Here is a 19724-nt window from a genome sequence, read left to right on the forward strand (position 1 = left end):
ACCTTTTTAAACTGTTTTAAGGTCGCTTTCAAGTGTTTTCAAGAAGGTATTTAGCTCGCTCATAATACTATTAATATCGTCGGTAAAACCTTCTACTTCATTATCTCTTCTTATAGTTGCTTCACTTTTTCGCAAATGAGCAGCCAGTTTTCTATCCCCCAATTGCCCCATTCTTCCGGCAAGGCGATGAATAATTAAACTTGTTTTTTCTATATCATTTTTTTCAACTGCATCCCGCAACTCATCCATGTCGTACATCGTATCCTCATGACACTGTTTTAAAATTGAATTTACCTCATGCGAATCGCCTACCATTTCCTCCAGCTTCCGTACGTTCGGGCCCCCGCCTGTAACTTTTGCTTTGGTGTTTCGACCGAGTACATCAACCAATTCTTGTTCAGTAAAAGGCTTTAAAAGCAATTCATTAAATCCGCCTTTTAAAATGGATTCTTTTTCTTCAGGCAATACCTGCGCGGTCAGCGCAACTATCCTGGTATCGGCAGGTATTTTTCTTCTAAGTAGTACACAGAGTTCTGCACCGCTTATACCCGGCAACCTCATATCGGCAAAAACACATTTTACATCATTATCCCACGGTTCATCCAGAAGCTTTTCTGCGCTGTTGAAACAAGTGTGTTTAATATTATGCTTTGTAAGTATTATAGAACTAAGGCGGAGAATAAGTTCATCGTCATCTACTAACCAAACCTTTCCTACAAAAAATAGGGCATTGGCAGCGGGCTTAATCATTGTATCAGGAGGCAATTGGGCCGTGTATTCAAAAGGTATTACAACTTCGAATCGGGAGCCTTTGCCAGGTTGGCTTTGTACAGTAACCGAACCTTGCTGTGCCTCTGCAAGTTCTTTTACGATACTAAGCCCAAGGCCTGTACCATACTGACCTTTTGCAGAGCTGTTGCCGACTTGTTCAAACTGGTTAAAAATGTGCTTTACCTCTTCTTCGTTCATTCCTATGCCAGTATCTTCAACCACGAAAGACATCATTATCTGCCCGTCATTCCTGGTAGCTTCAACACTTAGTTTTACGCTTCCTTTTTCTGTAAATTTTATTGCATTACTTAATAAATTAAATAACACCTGTTTTAAGCGAAAGGCATCTCCTTTAACCTGTTCTGCTGATCCGGGCAAACTAACATCTAATTCCAGTTGCAATGTCTTTTCATCTGCAAGTAACCTCAAACCAGAAAAAACTTCTGTAATCACTTTTCTAACTGAAAAAATATTGCTCTCAAAACTAAACTTACCCGATGTAATTCTGCTATAGTCCAATACTTCATTTACAATTTGAAGTAAGTGTTGCGAAGAGTTATAGACAGCATTGATATTTTCGGAGTTATATTTCCCGTTCTTTAATTGTTGTTCCGAATAACCGATAATAGATTGTAAAGGCGTTCTGATCTCGTGACTCATATTGGCCAAAAACCTTTGCTTCGACATGCTTTGGTATTCCGCTTCTGCTTTAGCCACTTCCAATTCTTTTCGGTATGTACGGCTCCTTGTTACGTCTATTAAAATCAGGACGGCAAATACCGTTGCTATCAAAATGAACATAATAGTGATGAGTCGTGTATGATTGATTGTTTCACCGGCAAGCAAAACAGTCCACTCCGTTTTTTTCTTCACCTGTTCCAATTCCTGCTTTTCAACCTCAGTCAGTAGATTTAATAATTGATGTATTAATACGTTGTTTGCTTTCGACAAATCCTCTTCGCTCTCAACTAACCGGTTTAATTTTTGTACCCTCCGGCTTTCTATTTTTCTTAACGAAGCACCTAGTCTCGCCGAAGAAGTATCGCTTTTAGCAATTGAAACAGTATCAGTATGGTTTTTTACTTCTTCCTCAATAATAACCTGTGGTAGTTGCTGTGCCGCTACTTCTTTTTCTTTTTTTGGTTTTCTGAAAATCCTTTTTATCCACGATGATTTTTTTTGCGTTGGTTCAAACACTGTTTTAACAGTATCAGGGGGAATGATTGTAGTTGTTTTTATCTTCTTTTCACTGCTAATTACATCGCGGTCTACCTTCAACTTTTGAGTATCCATTTTTGCAGATAAATCTTTCAACTGGCGCTCAAAACTTTTATTCTGTTCAATCTGGTAACGGAGCTGTAAATAATCCAGGAACAGTTTATTGTCTGAACGTAACAGGCTGGAGATAGAATCAATACGAACCAATTGAAGGGGCTCGCCAGCTAAGAATTGCCGGAGTGTTTTAATGCTTTTATTAAGTTCTTTTGTGCTGTTTATAAATTCCTGCGAGGGTTTATCTCTTCCTTTTATAACCTCCGTCTGTTGCAAATGCGGAAGGCTGGATATATCCGTGAAAAGCTTTCTTGATATGCTTAATTTTTCATTAGGCATCGAAAGTTCCTTAACTATTGAGGTGATTTTTTCAAAAGCCAACCTGTTGACCGCCCACATCACTACCAAAGAAATAAATATCAAAGTAAATACAACGATAATTTTTCTTTTCATCGTTTCTACCAATGTAAAATGTCTTTCCATTCCGGCCTTTTATCATTTAATAGCAAGTGCTTTAACCAGCTATTCAAAAATAACTTTTAATCGGCAGGTTGGGTTTCAGACAGAAGACTTATATAATGATGAGTTGTTAAACTTGGAAGGGGCTGTAAGCAGAAAGCGATCAAATAAACCAACACCGGCACGAGACATGGAAGCAGTTGAACCGTAGGAAAGATTAACGTTAGCCATTTTGGTTTTTATGTTACCGGCTTCATTGCCTTCATTTAACATTGTTGCGTCGCACTTTTGTACTGAATCGCCTGGTGGAACAATTTTCGGGCACCTGCTACAAATGCTATGAAAGAAGACCGTAACATAGCATTTGTAGCACTATACCTTACAGATGTGTTCTATTTTATTAGTCATAGTTCAACCCAAAGCATGCATAAATAATTAAGGTCTGCCCTGCGGGTGCTCCTTTCTTAGTATGTTGTAATAGCAGAGACCTACGCATTTGTTGAAGAAACTACAACAGTACAAGGGTGCGACGCAACGAGGCACCATAGTAGTACTTGGGCTAAGTACAAAAACCTTCTAATTGCCTGTAAAGCGTAGAGCCTGATCTTATTCAGGAACTGCGCTACCTGAACGATAAGCGTTGATAGCGTTTACTAAAGATGTATGGAGCACACCGGAACCATACAAGTCTTTTTTTAACTGCTTACAACTTCGTTGCTACGCGTCATACTGTTTACAGCCATAAAAAATGCGAAAATTCTCCAATAGAAGTACAGTGAGAGACATAGCCATGTTACAAAAAACAGCTACTGATAATGGAAATTACATATTGTTGAAGCAGACTTTGCCAACTTATTTTGTCTCCCCCACAACTAATCCTTGTCCCGGAACCCATTTATCGTATTCCATCATTTCAGCGATTCTACGGGCTTCATCAGCTCCCTTCAGTTTTGCAATCAGGTGGAGCGCTCCATCAATACCTGCGGAGATACCGGCAGTTGTAATCACTTTCCCATTATCAACATATCGAACTCCGGTTAAAACCCTGGTTTTTGGAAAAGAGCGCCTGAGGTCTTCAATACTTAAATGAAATGTGGTGGCCGTTAAACTATCGAGTAAACCGGCTCTGCCAAAAATGAAAGCACCGGTACAAACAGAAAAAAAGTAACGTGTGTTTTGTTTCCTTGCTTTTATCCAATCAATCACCTCAGGATCCCTGGATGTGGGGGATGCATTACCACCAAAAACGGCCAGGATATCATAAGGTGGTGCATCCTTAATACTAAAATCGGGTGTTACGGTTAGTATGCCTTGCGACTTTATAGGCTGGGTTGTTTTTGAGACAGTAAAAACTTTGAAACCAGCATAGGAAAAAGCCTCCATCGGGCCGGCAAAATCAAGAACTTCAACACCATCCTGCAAATAAAAACAGATGATCATCTTTTCCTGGTTTTCTTGTGCATCAACAGCTGGTTTAGTAATTAACGTCATAGTGCAATGAGTACATTTTCCGGCGTGTGTATAGACAGAATCGTCGCATGTGCCACCACACGGAGGACATACATAGAGGGTGTTGCTGGAGGTGTTACTTTTTCCATAGGTTACCTTGGAAAGGATGAATAGCAGGATGACGACAGTATAAAAAAACTTTTGCATGATATCTTTTTCCAAAGGTCTGCATTAGCCTTTGCACGCACAAGGACAACTATGTGTACTATCAGGACAACTTATTGAAGACCGAAGGCAAAGCACCTGCATGCTTTTGTATAATGTTTCTTAATTGTGCCGCTGTAGTAAAGCCACACGCTGTAGCTACCGTTGCTACTTTGTTATTTTGCTGTAATAGTTGCATTGCTTTTTCTACCCGCAGCTTTTCAATATACTGTCCTATGGTAATTCCTGTAGTTGCTTTAAACAGTCGCGTAAGGTTTCTCGGACTGCTATGTATGATAGCAGCCAGTTCATCGAGGTTACATTTTGTATGTAGGTTTTGTGAAAGCCAGTCTTGCAGTACGTGTACACTCGTGCTCATGTGCTGCCGGTGTTGCAGGTAGATGCTTTGCTGCACTTCGTCACCATTACGCCGCATGTACACAACCATTTCTCTTGCCAGCTTAAAGGCAAACTCGGCCCCATGTCTCTGTTCTATAATATATAAGGCAACATCTATCCCGGTGGTTACACCCGCACTGGTAAAAATATTATTGTGTTGAACAAAGACTTTGTCCTTTTCAACTAAAAGCTTTGGATATCTTGATTGAAATTCATCCAGGTATTTCCAGTGAGTCGTACACTTACCGCCGTCCAGTAGACCTGCTGCTGCCAGCGCAAATGATCCTGTACAAACCGAGCAAAGAATAGCCCCTTGCTGGTGTGCATGTGTTAACCATCGAAAGAAAGCGGCATGATTGCCTTTGGTGAAAGTCTTCACTTCAAAGCCTGGAATGATAACGATATCTTCTGCCGTTATATCAACATTATTTAAAGGTCTGAGCTGATGTAGGTGCAATTTGGATGATAACCTTTGTTCAGGCTTTTCCGACACATAAATAATGTCGTAAGGAATACCATAAGTCTCCGCTTCATAAAATACCTGCAAGGGACCTGCAAGATCAAGTACATGTACATCTTCATTAATCACGAAAATAGCCCTGTTGCTGCTCATGCGTTTGTTGTTGGGCCAACTAAAGTAAGGTAGATCTCCTGGATATTGCTAATGTGTAATTTGATGTTGACATACATGCAGTTTTGAAATAAAGGGGTAAAGAATTAAACATTCAAACAAAGTTAGGCTTAGGCTGGTTAGTGCAAAGAAAGACTGCGGCATACACGCAAAAGCCTATTACCACCGGCTTCATTTTCCGTTACCTTTTTTGCCTGGATTGCCCTAAGCCTAATGATGCTTTCTAATTAATTTACAAGTTTAAATTAAGAGTTACCGAAAGCATTATGCACGATACAATGTTGTCGGAATATCATTCGCGGTTGAAGTGATTTGAGTATTGCGAAGCTCAATTTTTAGCTCTAATTTGTTTAAGGAGAACCGGCTTTAATAACGGAATATTAATATTAAGGTTATCATAGCTTAATCTACCGACTCTACTTTCGCCTCTTACTAAAAATCGAAAATAAAACTAACTGTATGTTTAAAAGTCTATTCATTCTTCTATTAATATTATTTGGCATTCTTTTCTATGGAAGAGCCCAAACTACGCAGGCTTCAATCTCGGGCGTAGTATTGAACAATGAAAAAAAACCGCAAATTGGCGCATCGGTGACGGTGCGTAACGAATCTACTGGCTTTACCACAAAGGCTTTAACCAATGCTCAGGGTGAATATACTTTTAAAGAACTGCCTCTTGGCGGCCCTTATACACTAACTGTTACTTTCGTTGGTTATGGAGAGCAGAAAATAAGCGGTTATACACTTAACCAGGGAGACGCAGTCAGGGCTAACATCGACATGCAAATCAGGGAGAATACGCTGGAGGTGGTACAGGTCGTAGCGTCCGGATTGAAAAATAAAATAGAAAATATTGGCGCAGCTACTGCTATCTCTGCCCGTACAATGACGAGGCTACCTGTCAATGGTCGAAATTTTACTACGTTGATGGACCTTTCACCATTAACTCGCGGTGGCAACATAGCAGGGCAACTAGGTTCTTCCACCAATTATACTATTGATGGTATGAATGCAAAAAATCCTACTTCAGCAGGATCAACTACGAGCCGTAGTGGTGCTCCTTATTCCATATCAATAGAAGCTGTTCGAGAGTTTAAAGTAGTTACAAACCAATATGATGTTACTTACGGACGAAGTGGGGGAGGAACTGTTAGTGCTGTAACCAAGTCAGGCACTAATACGTTAAGCGGAAGCGCATTTAGTTATGTCAGAGATAACCGGTTGGCCAGCAGTTATGATATCAGGGGCAACAAGCGTAATAATAACTATTCTACTAATCAGTACGGATTTTCGTTAGGTGGCCCCATCATTAAAGATAAACTCCATTATTTTGTTGCATGGGATCACCAGCAGGATAAAAGATCATTAGTAATCGCCGACGTACAGTCGCCGGCAGATGAAACGAGGTTTAACGTAACAAAAGCAACACTTGATAATTTTGTAAGTACTGCACGTAGCAGGTATGGGGTTTCTGATAAAGCACAGTACGGTTCATTTGATAAAAACCGTGGTTCAGATGCTGCTTTTGCCCGTTTGGACTGGCAAATCAACAGCCGAAACTTACTGACCATCCGTGATAATTACACCAACGACAGAAACAAACTAGGTTTAACAGATAATACGGCTATTAACTTATACGAATCAACAGGCAACGACTTTAACAGGGATAATAGTTTGCTCGCTACCTTACGTACTTCAGTTAGTTCACGGGTTACAAACGAATTGAAAGTACAACATCTCTACACCTTTCAGTCCAGCGAACCGGGAGACGATCTGCCAGGTGCAAACATACCACGGGCAATTGTAGAAAACGTGACTTCAACAATTGGTGGAGCTACAAGGTCAACTAATATTCAAATTGGCGGTCACAGGTTTGCTCAGGAAGATTTTGAAAACAATGTGTTGCAGGTAGTAAATAACTTGTATTATAACACGAATAAAATCAAATATACGTTTGGGATAGACGGAATGAACACTCGTTCACATTCCCGTTATGGTAGCGAAGTAAATGGACGTTTTCATTATATTAATCTTGCAGCATTTGAAAACAATACACCTTACAGGTATTACCGGGAAGTACCTATTGTTGCAGACCCAAGTGTAGTAGGCAACATTCAAAATATTGGAGTGTATACTCAAATGCAGACTACCCTCGCCCCTGGCCTTGACTTTACTGCCGGTTTGAGGTTTGATTATGCCCACTATCCTTCATCTCCTTTAAATCAACTGGTACTGGATGAGTTGAATTTACGTACAGATCATAAACTTAAATCTTCTGTAATTCAACCCCGTTTTCAGTTTACCTGGGACGTAAATGAAAAGCGCACTGATTTCATTCGTTTTGGTGCAGGTGTTTTTGCTTCAGATATTAATAACTACGCGCTGATCAATAACCTCGTCTTTGACGGTAAACATTCTGCTACCGTCGATGTAAGAGCGCCTAATATTCCCGGCGTTGATTTCAATGCATATCGTGCTGACCCTTCTAAAATTCCTGCATTAACCGATTTTCAGCTACCTACTATAAACACGAACGGTCCCGATGCACAAGTTCCGGTCATGTATAAAGCGAACATTTCTTATAGCCACTATTTTACTGCAAAGCTAAAAATGGGCATTACCGGTTTTGCCACACTGGGACGACATAATTATATGTATGTAGACCGTAACATGGCATCCCAACCTTTTTTTACTTTGGCCAATGAAGATAGCCGTGGGGTGTATGTGCCCTTAAACACGATGCCGGCAAATGGGGCAGGTGATTGGCTGGAGGGTCGAATTAGCAAGAAGTTAGGGCGGGTACTAGAGTTAAACAGTAAAGGTAAAGTAAACCAGTTCGCTGTAGTTGTTGACGGTACCTACCAGTATTTCAGAGATGGAGATATATCTTTTAGCTATACATGGAACGATACAAGGGATAATACGTCATACAACGGGAATGTAGCAAATACAGCAACCCTTTCGCTGCCTGTGAAGGATGATCCACGTGATTTAAGTAAAATGAGTTACTCCGATAATCACTTTCGGCATAAAGTAGTGGTTTATGGTTCATTACCCACCTTTTACGGTGTAAGTATTGGCATTCGCTACTCGGGAATCGGGGGAACACGCTACAGCTTACTATCGGGTGCAAACAGCAACGCCGATTTTGTTTCAGGTACTAATGACCTGGCTTTTATTTTTGATCCTAATAATCCTACTGTACCGCAGAACGTTCGGACAGGATTAACTGCTATTTTAAATAATCCTGATGCAAGCCCCAGTATCAAGAATTTCATTACTGAACACTATGGTAAAATTGCCGAAAGGAATGGCGGGGTGAATAATTTTTATGGGATTATTGACGTAAGAGTAAGCAAAAAGTTTAAGCTTTATAAAACCCATAACCTTGAGTTGTCTGCTGACCTATTTAACGTGGCCAACGTATTCGACAGAAACCGCGGTGTTAATAAATCTTTAGGCAACCAAAATTTGTATGCTATTGGTATCCCTGCCACCAGTACAAGTCCTGCGCTTCCAGCTTTTGATGCAACAAACAGAAGATTTAATTATAGAGTAAATACGGCAGGCATAGTAACTCCTTCCGGAGATCCGTTCCAGGTCCAAATTGGGTTGCGGTATAATTTTTAAACCTGTATTTATACTTCGATCGCTTTGAGAAATGCTTTTTCATGAACGTGGGTAGAGGGCGACGAGGGCACTTGGCAAGGTTTGAATTATAGGTCTCGTAATGGTAAGTGATTTACGACAGGGATAAACATTGCTTCAAACACACTTGTCGTTTGAAAATGAACCGGGAATCCCGATGTGAACCCTGTATGTCGGAAGACCCTGACAGTTATATTTCCTGTTTATGAAAAATTAAGCATTGCCTTTATTCCTTAGTTCACTTTGCAGCGCATATCTCGCTGGTACTCTTAGGGAGCGAACTCAAATTATTCCAAGTAATGATAATCGTTCTGCATTACAAACTCCGCAAGTAAGAACCCTAAAAAATAAAAAACGTTTTAGTATAGTTGCTTACGTAAATGCCATCAGTTAATGAAGAATTATGAAGGGAATCTGTAAAGACAGAAGCTGGTATAAATATTATAAACCATCTTTTGTAGGACTAAGCCTCGATTAAATACAACCGGCTTCGTCCATTAATGTATGCAAAGTCTTTTCATTCAATACGTTTACCTCATCTTAATTATCCTGGCATTGGTAATGTTAGCCAATAAACTTCGATTGGCTTACCCGATTGTACTTGTATTAGGGGGCTTGTTACTTAGTTTAACCTCTGTATTTTCTCGTGTAACAATTGACCCCGAGTTGGTTTTCTTAATTTTTCTTCCGCCACTGTTATATGAAGCAGCATGGGTAACATCATGGAAAGAATTTTGGAAATGGAGAAGAGTAATCACCAGTTTTGCCTTTCCCATTGTAATTATAACTTCATGTGTGGTTGCATTTGTTTCTACTGCTCTTATACCGGGCTTCACATTAGCGCTGGGCTTTCTTTTAGGAGGCATTATCTCACCACCAGATGCAGTTTCAGCGACTACTATTATGCGAGGCGTCAAAGTGCCAAAATCGCTCAGCAGTATCATTGAAGGTGAAAGCCTGCTTAACGATGCTTCGTCGCTAATTGTATTTCGTTTTGCTTTGGCAGCTGTCATAACCGGGCAATTTCATTTTGGTCAAGCGGCTTCCAGCTTTTTTCTTGTGATAGTTATAGGCACAATAATCGGAGTTTTAGTTGCATTTATTTTTTACGCCATTCATCGTTGGCTACCTACTACGCCGGGCGTAGATATAGTTTTGACATTAGTAACTCCCTACTGCATGTATTATGCTGCAGAGCACTTTCATTTTTCAGGTGTGTTGGCGGTGGTTAGCGGCGGCCTTCTGTTATCAAGTAAACGACAAACTATGCTTAATTACAGAAGCCGGATTGAAGGAGTGAACGTATGGACCAGCTTCATCTTTGTTTTGAACGGACTGATATTTTTGCTTATTGGTCTTCAACTGCCGTCGATTGCAAAACAGCTTGGCGACATTAGTTTAGGCACGGCTATATGGTACGGTTTGGCAATCTCTTTACTACTGATTGCAACCCGCTTGCTTTGCACTTTTGGGGCTTCTGTTTTCACAAAAGTTATGAGCAATTTTATAACGGTAGCAGACCCTAACCCGGGATGGAAAGGTCCATTTGTAATTGGATGGGCCGGTATGCGTGGAGTGGTGTCTTTAGCAGCAGCACTTTCAATACCGATAATAATTAACCAAGGACAGCCGTTTCCCTATCGTAACCTTATACTCTTTATTACCTTCATCGTCATTTTGGTTACATTAGTCTTTCAAGGGCTCACCCTTCCGTGGCTGATACGTAAGATAAAGTTGGAAGATAAGTACCGGGTTATACCAGGAGAAGAACAGGAAATCATTATTCAAAAGAAAATTGCAAAGGCTTCACTTCAATTATTAGAAGAAAAGTATGGTAAGGAGAGGGAACTAAATCAGCACTTAAAACCACTGTTTTTAAAATTTAAAACTGATATAGCTTTTTTTGAACAAGATGCAGATAAAAAAATTACAGACGGCAATACATTGAGAAGCTATCAACACATTTATTTAGAATTATTAGAGCAGCAACGAAGCGTGCTTAATAACATGAACAAGCATTCTGAATATGATGAAGGTTTAATTAGAAAATACCTTTCGCTAATCGACCTTGAAGAACTTAAACTTCGGGGGCAACTATTACAGTAAGAACGATATACCCTGCACCCTTTTTAGCCCTGCAGGGTAATGTTTGGCAACCAAACAGACAAGTATAGCTTTAGCGTACACAAATACACAGGTTAATTAAAACCGGCCTCCATCCTTGAGTTATTAAGTAAGCACCTAAATAATGAAGCTTTTAAGACTTACGATGGAGCATAGCGATAAAATGTACAAGGGTGCGACGCAACAGAAGTTTCGTAGTTATACTAATGTGTGACACATAAGAAAAAATACTTTGTTACACTGCTTTTCACATAAACTGTCTTAACCATTTCTCTACTGTCTGTTTATATGAGAGTCTTCAATTTTATATTCTTTTTCAATACCCTACATTTGGTAGAAGCTCTTTAAGCATTTGCGTTTTATACAATTCAAAATTGTGCTGTTCTACTCGCTAGCTTTTTTTTAGGGCCAGAAAAAACGGGCGTATTAATTTATCTCAAAGAAGTTACTAATCCCTAACTTTCCCGGCAGGAAAAGGATAAGCAAAACGAGACACCAATAGCTTATCCTTTTCCTTTTAACTTACCTTCTTAAAGAGGGGGTAAAGTATTGAGACGAATTTTTCGTGCTTAAAAAATTACAAATTCAAAACTTATTAAAATGATTGTTTGCAGGTCTCCTAAACGTACGCTATCTGTTTTGCTTACGTTTTTCGTTTCTACATTGTTTGCACAAAGAAGCCAGATTATTACAATAGAAAGTCAACACAACGTTATTGCATTACAAGTGGGAAACGACTTAAGGGTGTCGACCGCCTACTTTGGAACGAAACTAAAAGACACAAGTGAGTATAGGTTTGTACGCCCTATGTATAAAAGGGGGGATGATTACTCTGGCATACTAAATTCGGCTTATACACCTGCAGGTTCGCGCAACCTTGTAGAACCTGCAATTGAGGTAACTCATGCAAATGGGAATACTTCGCTCGATTTACATTTTGTAAGTAGCGCTGTTGAAAAGACTGACGCCAATGTTTCGGTTACAACTATTTTGCTTAGAGACTCTGCTTATGCGCTGGAAGTAAGTTTGTTTTTTAAAGTTTATTATAAGGAAGATGTAGTGGAGCAATGGGCCGTTATTAAGAACAAAGAAAAGGGGAATGTGACTTTACAGAAGTTTGCCTCAGCAAATTTATACCTAACGGCCGACCAGTACTGGCTGAAGCAGTTTCATGGTGATTGGGCAAAAGAAATGCAACCTGAAGAAACGCGTTTAACCGCCGGGATAAAAGTGTTGGATTCTAAGTTAGGGACAAGGTCTCATTTGTACCAGCCACCGACATTTATGGTTTCATTAGATAAGCCGGCTACAGAGGATGAGGGAAAAGTTTTATTGGGGCAACTGGAGTGGTCGGGAAATTTTAAAGTAGACCTGGAAGTAGATCCATTGAATAATCTTCGGTTGATTGCGGGCATAAATCCATTTGCTTCTGAGTACGCCTTGAAGCCAAACCAACAGTTTGAAACACCTGCATTCGTATTTACTTTTTCGGATAAAGGAACCGGGGAAGCAAGCCGCAACCTGCATCGCTGGGCCAGAAATTACAAGCTGTATGACGGCAAAGGAAGCAGGATGACTTTGTTAAATAACTGGGAAGCCACATTTTTTAATTTTGATGAACCCATTTTGGCCGGTTTGCTGAAGGACACTAAAAAATTGGGGGTTGACCTGTTTTTATTGGATGATGGATGGTTTGGGAATAATTATCCCAGGAACAATGATAGGGCGGGTTTGGGTGACTGGCAGGAAAATGTAAAAAAGCTTCCTCATGGTGTTGGTTTCCTGGTAAAAGAAGCACAAAACAATGGGGTGAAATTTGGTATTTGGGTAGAGCCTGAAATGGTGAATCCAAAAAGTGATTTGTATGTAAAACATCCGGAGTGGGTGATTAAGCAACCCAACCGCGAGGAACATTTATATCGCAACCAGTTGGTGCTCGATCTAAGCAATCCTAAAGTGCAGGATTTTGTTTTTGGAATTTTAGACAACCTGTTTACTAAAAACCCTGATCTCGCTTTTATTAAGTGGGATTGTAACGCGGTTATTTACAATGCATATTCTTCTTTTCTTGAAAAGCAATCGCATTTATATGTCGATTATGTAAAGGGCCTTTACAAAGTGTTGGATAGGGTAAGAGCTAAATATCCTACAGTGGAGATGATGCTGTGTTCAGGCGGCGGCGGAAGAGTTGACTATGGGGCGCTAAAATACTTCAACGAGTTTTGGTTGAGCGACAATACTGATCCGCTGGAGAGGATATTTATTCAGTATGAATATTCTTATTTCTATCCCGCCATTTCGCATAGTAACCACGTTACAGACTGGGGAAAGCAACCGCTTAAATATCGCACCGACGTAGCAATGATGGGTAAGCTTGGTTTTGATATTGTGGTAAGTAAGCTATCTCCCAAAGATTTGGAATTTGCACAAAAGGCAGTTAAAACATATGATACAATCAAAAACATTGTTTGGCATGGCGACCTGTATCGCCTTGCAGATCCGCGGGAAAATTCCTATGCTTCTTTGATGTATGTAAACGAGTCGAAAGACAGCGCTGTAATGTTTAATTATATAACCAGCAACCGATACGGTAACGGTAGTTTGTCGCCGATCAGGCTGAAAGGTTTGGACGCCGGTAAAAAATATAAAGTAAGAGAGATCAATATTTACGAGGAGCCTCGTGTGGGAAAACGGCCAAATAACAGCTACTCGGGCGATTACCTGATGACGGTCGGTTACAACCCGGGAGTGAGTGCAAACCGGATGAGTGTAGTTTTGCAAATAGAGGAAGCGAGATAGAAGCTTTACCTACTCATTAGAAATTAATAAAAAAGCCACGAAGGATCAATCGACGATCATTTGTGGCTTTTTTGTGGTCAGTGCAGTAATGTCTTCTCCCGCCATTTCTCTCAATGTAGCTTCAATCATTCTACTTATTGCATTCAATGCAAGGTCGTTTGGCGCTTCACCAAATGGCTCTTCAATTTCGTTTACTATTGCATCAAAAGCCATAAAAGTGTAAGAGATAAATACGACTATAATAGGTGTCATCCAACCAATACTATCAACGAGACCAAAAGGCAGTAAGAAGCAGTACAGGTAAACGGTTCTGTGCAAAAGTACTTTGTAGGTAAACGGAATTGGCGTACTTGCAATTCTTTCGCATCCTCCAATTATGTTTGAAAGGCCGTTTAAGTTGTCATCAAACGCCGCTACCGTTATTGAGTCTATTCTTCCTTCCTGCTTTGCTGTTTGAATCCATTTGCCAAGCTCCCGCATTAAAATAACCGGTTTAAAATGTGCTTGTTCAACATGTTTGCTAAGTGATGCCGGCAATAAACGTTGCAAATCTTCTCGTGCATCCGTTTTCCTTAGTTGATGCTTTAGTGTGTATACAAGGGCAATTAGTAGGTGAACAAAACCTTTGATTTCCGGAGAATCCTGAGAATATCCACTAAAAGTTATGGCTTGCCGGCAAAGCGAACGGGTATCAATAAGCAGCAATCCCCATAATTTTCTCCCTTCCCAAAAACGATCATAACTGGCATTGTTATAAAAACCAATAAATATGGCCAAAACAACGCCTATTAAAGTAAAGGGTGCAGCATTTAGGGGAATTTTATAATGCCAGAGAGTACCATGATAATAAACCACTAAACCAGAGAGCATAAAAAGCACAATCAGCCTTGGAAGGATCTCTGGTAGTACAGATTCTTTCCAGACAAAAAGTAGTTTAAACCAGTTTTGTTTATCCCGGATGATCATAAGTTTCTAAAGATTGCCTGTGCAAAGGACGGTTAAGTGTAATATTAAAAGGCTTCTTTTTTGAATTGATTGTTCATGCTGTTGGAATAATTTTCATTCCATAACTGTTTCATTTCAACAACTTCTTCTCAAAAACGCTGGCAGCTTGTGTTGTTATTTACTCAAGATTCTACTGGCACTACTTTTATACAAATAAACATTTTTACATATCTGATTGTTCCCTCCACATCATCAAACTCTAATGTATGAGCAGTATTTCAATATGGAAAGACAAAGCCGAAGAAACTTCATTCGTCCCGCTTCGCACTGATATTACCGTTGATGTAGCAATCGTAGGAGGCGGGATTACGGGGCTAACAGCAGCCCATATTTTATCAAAGGCGGGTAAAAAAGTGGCTGTGCTCGAAGCCGGAAAAATTGGTGAAGGCGCAACAGGATCTTCTACCGGTAACCTTTATTGTACTATTGGCAGCCCGGGATTGCACAATCTAAAGTCAAAGTTCAACGAGCAAAAAATAAAAGAGGTCGTACAGTCAAGGGCTGCGGCGGTTGATTTTATTGAGACAGTAATTACAGATTTGAGTATTCAATGCGACTTTAAACGGGTGCCGTGGACCCTGTTTGCTGAAAGCGAAGCCGGAAAATCTTTTGTGGAAAAGGAGAGAAAAGCGGCAGAGGAGGCGGGGTTAACTGTTACTCGAAATTTTGCAATTCCTATAAATGTCGAAACAGGTTTTACCGTAAAAAGACAGGCGCAGTTTAATCCTTTGGAATATGTAAAAGCGCTTTCGAAGAAGATTCAATCACCCAACTGTTCTATTTACGAGTTAACCAAAGTAGACGATGTAACTGAAGGCGAACCATGTACAGTATCTACTGCCGGCGGAAAGGTAACAGCTTCGCAAGTAATTATGGCAACCCACAGCCCAAAAGGTATTTATGCGGTGCATATGAATATGGGGCCGTACCGGGAATACGCTGTCGGTGTTACCTTAAATGGAAATTATCCTGCTGACGGCGTTTGGTGGGATATGTTAGCCCAGGAGCATTATTCCATGCGGACGTACGAGACTTCAAAGGGCAAAATCCTGATGGTTTTAGGGGAAATTCATAAAGTAGGGCAAAAAGATAATAACCACGAATGTTACAACAACCTGGAGAGATTTTTACGTGAGCGTTATGATGTGAAGTCGGTAGAATTTAAGTGGTCAGCACAGCAGTTTAAAGCCGCAGATGGGATACCTTATATCGGCTTGAGTTCCGGTAATTCAAAAACTTATATCGCTACCGGGTTTTCGGCCGACGGCTTAACTTATGGAACGCTCGCCTCGATGATTATTTCTGACCAGATTTTGGGAAAAGAAAATAAATGGGCTAAAACCTACGATGCTTCACGCATCACGCCGCTGGCTTCTGCAAAAGATTTTATTAAGGAAAATGTAAATGTTGCATTTGAATTTGTAAAAGATCGGTTTACAAAAAATGAAGCTGGTGAATTTTCAGAGGTCGCCGCCGGCCAGGGTAAAGTGATGGAAGTAGATGGTAAGAAATGCGGCGTTCATCGTGACTCAACAGGAAAGCTGCATGTTGTATCAGCAGTGTGTACACACATGGGTTGCATTAATCACTGGAATGAAGTAGAGCAATCGTGGGACTGCCCTTGCCATGGAAGCAGATTTTCAATAGATGGTGAAGTGCTGGAAGGGCCGGCTTATACGGCATTGAAAAAAGTGATGGTTTAGAGAAGTTGGGCAAGTTGCGTGTTGCAAGTTGCCGGTTTCCTGTTACCTGGATAGATGTGCCATACCTTACAGGTGTGGCACATCTTGCTTCTTGCAAGTGCAGTAGAGCTGACTAGAATAACAAGAGAGGAACATACAACTTTCGGCAAAACAGTAAACCTTTTGTTACCTGATACCGTTAACGACAATAATATTATTATATAATGCTGCATAATAAAACTGTAGATGACCTGCTTCAAATAAAAGAAATCTACCTTGAACCGGAAGTGAGAAATTACAAACGTGGGCTGGAAATACTGGCAAAATATCCCGACGCAAAACTGATAGAAGTGCCGTCTCATTGGAAAATACCTGAGCTTCATGGAAACCAGGGATCAATAGAAGACTGGACGAGGATTAAGAAAAATATTATTGTTTTGGGTACAAAGAAATCGTTGAGTTGCAGAGCTAACACCAGAAGTTCTCATTGGGTTGCTCCTTCTCAGTCGAATGGTTGTACGATGTCTTGTTCGTATTGTTATGTGCCGCGTCGTAAAGGTTTTGCCAACCCAATTTCCGTCTTTGTAAATATTGAGCAGATTTTAAACTACCTGCGCCGACATGCCGCAAAGCAGGGTGAGTTGAAAGCACCGGACCACATTGATGATAAATATTGGGTGTATGAAATAGGGGAGAATGGTGACTGCAGTGCTGATGCAGCTATTAGTGATAATGTAAAGGATCTGATGAACCTGTTCAAAGAAATTCCGAATGCCAAACTAACCTTTGCGACGAAGTTTGTAAACAGGGAAATGCTGACTTACGATCCGCAGTTGAAGACAAGAATTCGTTTTAGCCTGATGCCTCACAAGATGAGTAAGTTGGTGGATGTACGAACAACACCGATAAGTGACAGGATAGATGTGATCAACGATTTTGTAGATGCAGGTTACGAAGTGAACGTAAACTTTGCGCCCGTCATTTTTTATGAGGGATGGGTTGATGACTGGCAGTTAGTTTTTGATGAAATAAATGACAAGCTGAATGAAAAAAGCAAGAAGCAATTGATAGCTGAAATTATTTTTCTTACGCACAACGAGCAATTGCACGAGGTGAACATGGGCTGGCATCCTAAGGCTGAAGAAGTTTTATGGAGACCAGAAATACAGGAAGTGAAATATAGCCAGACAGGCGGAAGAAACGTGCGATATAAGCGGGGACTAAAATCTGAGCTGGTAGATACATTAGTAAATATGGTGCATAAGGAAATGCCATATTGCCCTATTAGGTATGCGTTTTAAATTAAATCTTTCAACACCCATTTTTGGCCGCGCCCTAATTCATGGTAAAAGGTTAAGCCCTGGGCTTCGTTCTTGCAACGCGACTCCAACCGCTGTTTCAGAAACTGCTTTGTAAGTTTCAAAGTTCCTTCGCCCACGAATCCAACCGGCTGATTGTCGCTTGTGCAAGAACTGTTGTCTTAAATAACCCCCGTTCTAACCCGCACTTTATTAATAGATATAATTAAGCGTTGCAGGAGGTGATTCGGTATTGCCCCTGCTATGAAATGTTTCCTTTTTGCCGGCTAGCCTGTCGGCGTTGTACTTGTACCCGCACCCGAACAGGCGGGTATAGTTCCGTTTGCTGAAACATTATGGCACCCTACTTCGGTTGTTTTTTTGCCATACTACACCAGGGAGAAAAAATACTAAGACTACATGAGGTGGAAGATTTTTTTGTCGTCATACTCCAAATGCCTGGGGAAAGCTTACAATGAAAGGATGCTTATTTGTTTTCTATAGGTGGTTTCAATCCTGCTTACATTATGAATATAAAATAGCCGTTGAAATAATCGGTCGATTTTGAAAATTGGTTAAAACTGTTTTTATACCTCTGAAAGCTTTATTAGATTTATTGGTATCTTGAAACCCATAACGATTGTAATCATTTGAAAAATTGAATAATGAATAATGCTTTCAGCAGAAGACAATTTCTTAAGCAGGGCGGCGCCGCGGCTTTTAGCCTTGCCTTCCTTCCGGCTATTGCTGGAAAAGTAGCACCAAGCGATAAGTTGCGAATAGCGCATATTGGCCTTGGTGGAATGGGTAACAACCACCTGAAATGGTTTGCCGGTTTGCCTGAAGTAGATATTGTCGCTCTTTGTGATCTTGACCAGGATCATTTGAGTTCTACTATGAAAACCCTTGAAACGCTTCGCCCTGGTAGTAAGGCGCAAGGGTATGCAGATTTTCGGCAGGTGCTCGATCGTAAAGACATTGATGCGATTACTTGTGCCACTCCCGATCATTGGCATGCACAAATAGCAATGCTTGCTTTTGAGGCCGGCAAGGATGTGTATGGAGAGAAGCCTCTTTCTTACGACGTGAAAGAAGGGCAACGAATGTTGAAGAGCTTAAACCGGCATAAGCGCATATTTCAGATGGGTACTCAAATACATGCCACCGACAACTATCACCGGGTTGTAGAGATTATTCGCAGCGGAGCGATTGGAAATGTACATACAGTACGGTTATGGAAAACAGGTTTGCCGCCGGAACTGGGTCCTGCTGTTATCCAGGCTCCGCCGCCAACTCTTGACTGGGACATGTGGCTTGGCCCAGCACCTTATGTCGATTACACTCCTCAACGATGTCACTTTACTTACAGGTATTTTAAAGATTATTCAGGTGGCGTGTTTGCCGACTTTTGGAGTCATATTGCCGACGTGGTTTTTTGGTCGGTAGAACCAAAGGGACTAAAATCAATTTATGCAAGGGGTGAAGCGTCAAAAGGAATCGACGATGCACCTTTATGGGTAGATGTAGATTATGAATTTGAAGGCCTTAATCTTTACTGGACACACCTACCCCCCAATGTACCAGGAGCTGCAAAGCGTCACATTGGTGCATATTTTGAAGGTGACAAAGGCACCCTGATTTGTGATTATAACACACGGGAGATTACTATTAACGGGCAAACTGTTACAGATATTCCTGAGGTTCCAATTACAATAGTGCGGTCTCCGGGTCACCAGCAAAACTTTGTAGATTCAGTTAAATCAAGAATACAACCAGAGTCTAATCTTGAATATGCAAGAAAGATGGTTTTGCCAATGCATCTCGGTCTTATTTCTTATCGCCTTAACCGGAAATTAAACTGGAATAGCAAGAGAGAAAAGTTTAGAGATGATAAAGAAGCCAACACCTACCTGCATCGGGAATACAGGAAGAAGTGGGATCTGTTGTAGAGGATAGAAATATGGCAAAGCGGCTGAAAAAAGC

At 40.6% G+C, this 19724-nt stretch carries 10 protein-coding genes; 6 read left to right on the plus strand and 4 right to left on the minus strand.

What is annotated here, in order from left to right; translation table 11 throughout:
* Positions 1-6: 6 nt before the first annotated feature.
* From JWR87_RS19660 to JWR87_RS19670, 3 genes are all read right to left on the minus strand, one after another.
* Complete coding sequence (locus JWR87_RS19660) at positions 7-2526, minus strand: ATP-binding protein (RefSeq protein ID WP_297823504.1); 2520 nt, start codon at positions 2524-2526, stop codon at positions 7-9.
* Between the two features lie 828 nt (positions 2527-3354).
* Positions 3355-4158 (minus strand): DJ-1/PfpI family protein, encoded by an 804-nt coding sequence (locus tag JWR87_RS19665; protein ID WP_297823506.1) that lies wholly within the window; start codon positions 4156-4158, stop codon positions 3355-3357.
* 61 nt (positions 4159-4219) lie between these two features.
* Positions 4220-5167, minus strand: a complete 948-nt coding sequence (locus tag JWR87_RS19670; RefSeq protein ID WP_297823508.1) for a DJ-1/PfpI family protein — start codon at positions 5165-5167, stop codon at positions 4220-4222.
* Positions 5168-5644: 477 nt separating this feature from the next.
* On the opposite strand from JWR87_RS19670, the gene JWR87_RS19675 reads away from it, so the two are divergent.
* The 3 genes from JWR87_RS19675 to JWR87_RS19685 all read left to right on the plus strand — a co-directional run bounded on the left by JWR87_RS19675 (position 5645) and on the right by JWR87_RS19685 (position 13756).
* Positions 5645-8815, plus strand: a complete 3171-nt coding sequence (locus JWR87_RS19675; RefSeq protein WP_297823510.1) for a carboxypeptidase regulatory-like domain-containing protein — start codon at positions 5645-5647, stop codon at positions 8813-8815.
* Between the two features lie 522 nt (positions 8816-9337).
* Positions 9338-10939 carry a Na+/H+ antiporter gene (locus JWR87_RS19680; RefSeq protein ID WP_297823512.1) on the plus strand — a complete coding sequence of 534 codons (1602 nt, stop codon included), beginning with the start codon at positions 9338-9340 and terminating at the stop codon, positions 10937-10939.
* 618 nt (positions 10940-11557) lie between these two features.
* On the plus strand, positions 11558-13756 hold the full coding sequence (locus JWR87_RS19685) for an alpha-galactosidase (RefSeq protein ID WP_297823514.1): 2199 nt from the start codon (positions 11558-11560) through the stop codon (positions 13754-13756).
* Between the two features lie 45 nt (positions 13757-13801).
* Here JWR87_RS19685 and JWR87_RS19690 read toward each other — a convergent pair whose 3' ends face one another.
* Positions 13802-14722: a bestrophin family ion channel gene (locus tag JWR87_RS19690; protein WP_297823515.1), complete on the minus strand. Its 921-nt coding sequence runs from the start codon at positions 14720-14722 to the stop codon at positions 13802-13804.
* A gap of 245 nt (positions 14723-14967) precedes the next feature.
* Between JWR87_RS19690 and JWR87_RS19695 the strand changes: the two genes are divergently transcribed.
* The 3 genes from JWR87_RS19695 to JWR87_RS19705 all read left to right on the plus strand — a co-directional run bounded on the left by JWR87_RS19695 (position 14968) and on the right by JWR87_RS19705 (position 19690).
* Positions 14968-16464: an FAD-dependent oxidoreductase gene (locus JWR87_RS19695; RefSeq protein ID WP_297823517.1), complete on the plus strand. Its 1497-nt coding sequence runs from the start codon at positions 14968-14970 to the stop codon at positions 16462-16464.
* Between the two features lie 203 nt (positions 16465-16667).
* Positions 16668-17744 (plus strand): spore photoproduct lyase family protein, encoded by a 1077-nt coding sequence (locus JWR87_RS19700; RefSeq protein ID WP_297823519.1) that lies wholly within the window; start codon positions 16668-16670, stop codon positions 17742-17744.
* A gap of 662 nt (positions 17745-18406) precedes the next feature.
* The gene (locus JWR87_RS19705) at positions 18407-19690 is read left to right on the plus strand and encodes a Gfo/Idh/MocA family oxidoreductase (RefSeq protein WP_297823521.1); all 1284 of its coding nucleotides are present in this window, start codon (positions 18407-18409) and stop codon (positions 19688-19690) included.
* Positions 19691-19724: the final 34 nt, after the last annotated feature.

This window comes from Segetibacter sp., assembly GCF_025963695.1.
Lineage (GTDB): Bacteria > Bacteroidota > Bacteroidia > Chitinophagales > Chitinophagaceae > Segetibacter.

What these genes read in the sequence shown, in the direction of transcription:
- JWR87_RS19690 (WP_297823515.1), bottom strand. Translation starts at nt 14,722, where the DNA reads ATGATCATCCGGGATAAACAAAACTGGTTTAAACTACTTTTTGTCTGG.
- JWR87_RS19700 (WP_297823519.1), top strand. Translation starts at nt 16,668, where the DNA reads ATGCTGCATAATAAAACTGTAGATGACCTGCTTCAAATAAAAGAAATC.
- JWR87_RS19705 (WP_297823521.1), top strand. Translation starts at nt 18,407, where the DNA reads ATGAATAATGCTTTCAGCAGAAGACAATTTCTTAAGCAGGGCGGCGCC.
- JWR87_RS19675 (WP_297823510.1), top strand. Translation starts at nt 5,645, where the DNA reads ATGTTTAAAAGTCTATTCATTCTTCTATTAATATTATTTGGCATTCTT.
- JWR87_RS19695 (WP_297823517.1), top strand. Translation starts at nt 14,968, where the DNA reads ATGAGCAGTATTTCAATATGGAAAGACAAAGCCGAAGAAACTTCATTC.
- JWR87_RS19680 (WP_297823512.1), top strand. Translation starts at nt 9,338, where the DNA reads ATGCAAAGTCTTTTCATTCAATACGTTTACCTCATCTTAATTATCCTG.
- JWR87_RS19685 (WP_297823514.1), top strand. Translation starts at nt 11,558, where the DNA reads ATGATTGTTTGCAGGTCTCCTAAACGTACGCTATCTGTTTTGCTTACG.
- JWR87_RS19660 (WP_297823504.1), bottom strand. Translation starts at nt 2,526, where the DNA reads ATGGAAAGACATTTTACATTGGTAGAAACGATGAAAAGAAAAATTATC.
- JWR87_RS19670 (WP_297823508.1), bottom strand. Translation starts at nt 5,167, where the DNA reads ATGAGCAGCAACAGGGCTATTTTCGTGATTAATGAAGATGTACATGTA.
- JWR87_RS19665 (WP_297823506.1), bottom strand. Translation starts at nt 4,158, where the DNA reads ATGCAAAAGTTTTTTTATACTGTCGTCATCCTGCTATTCATCCTTTCC.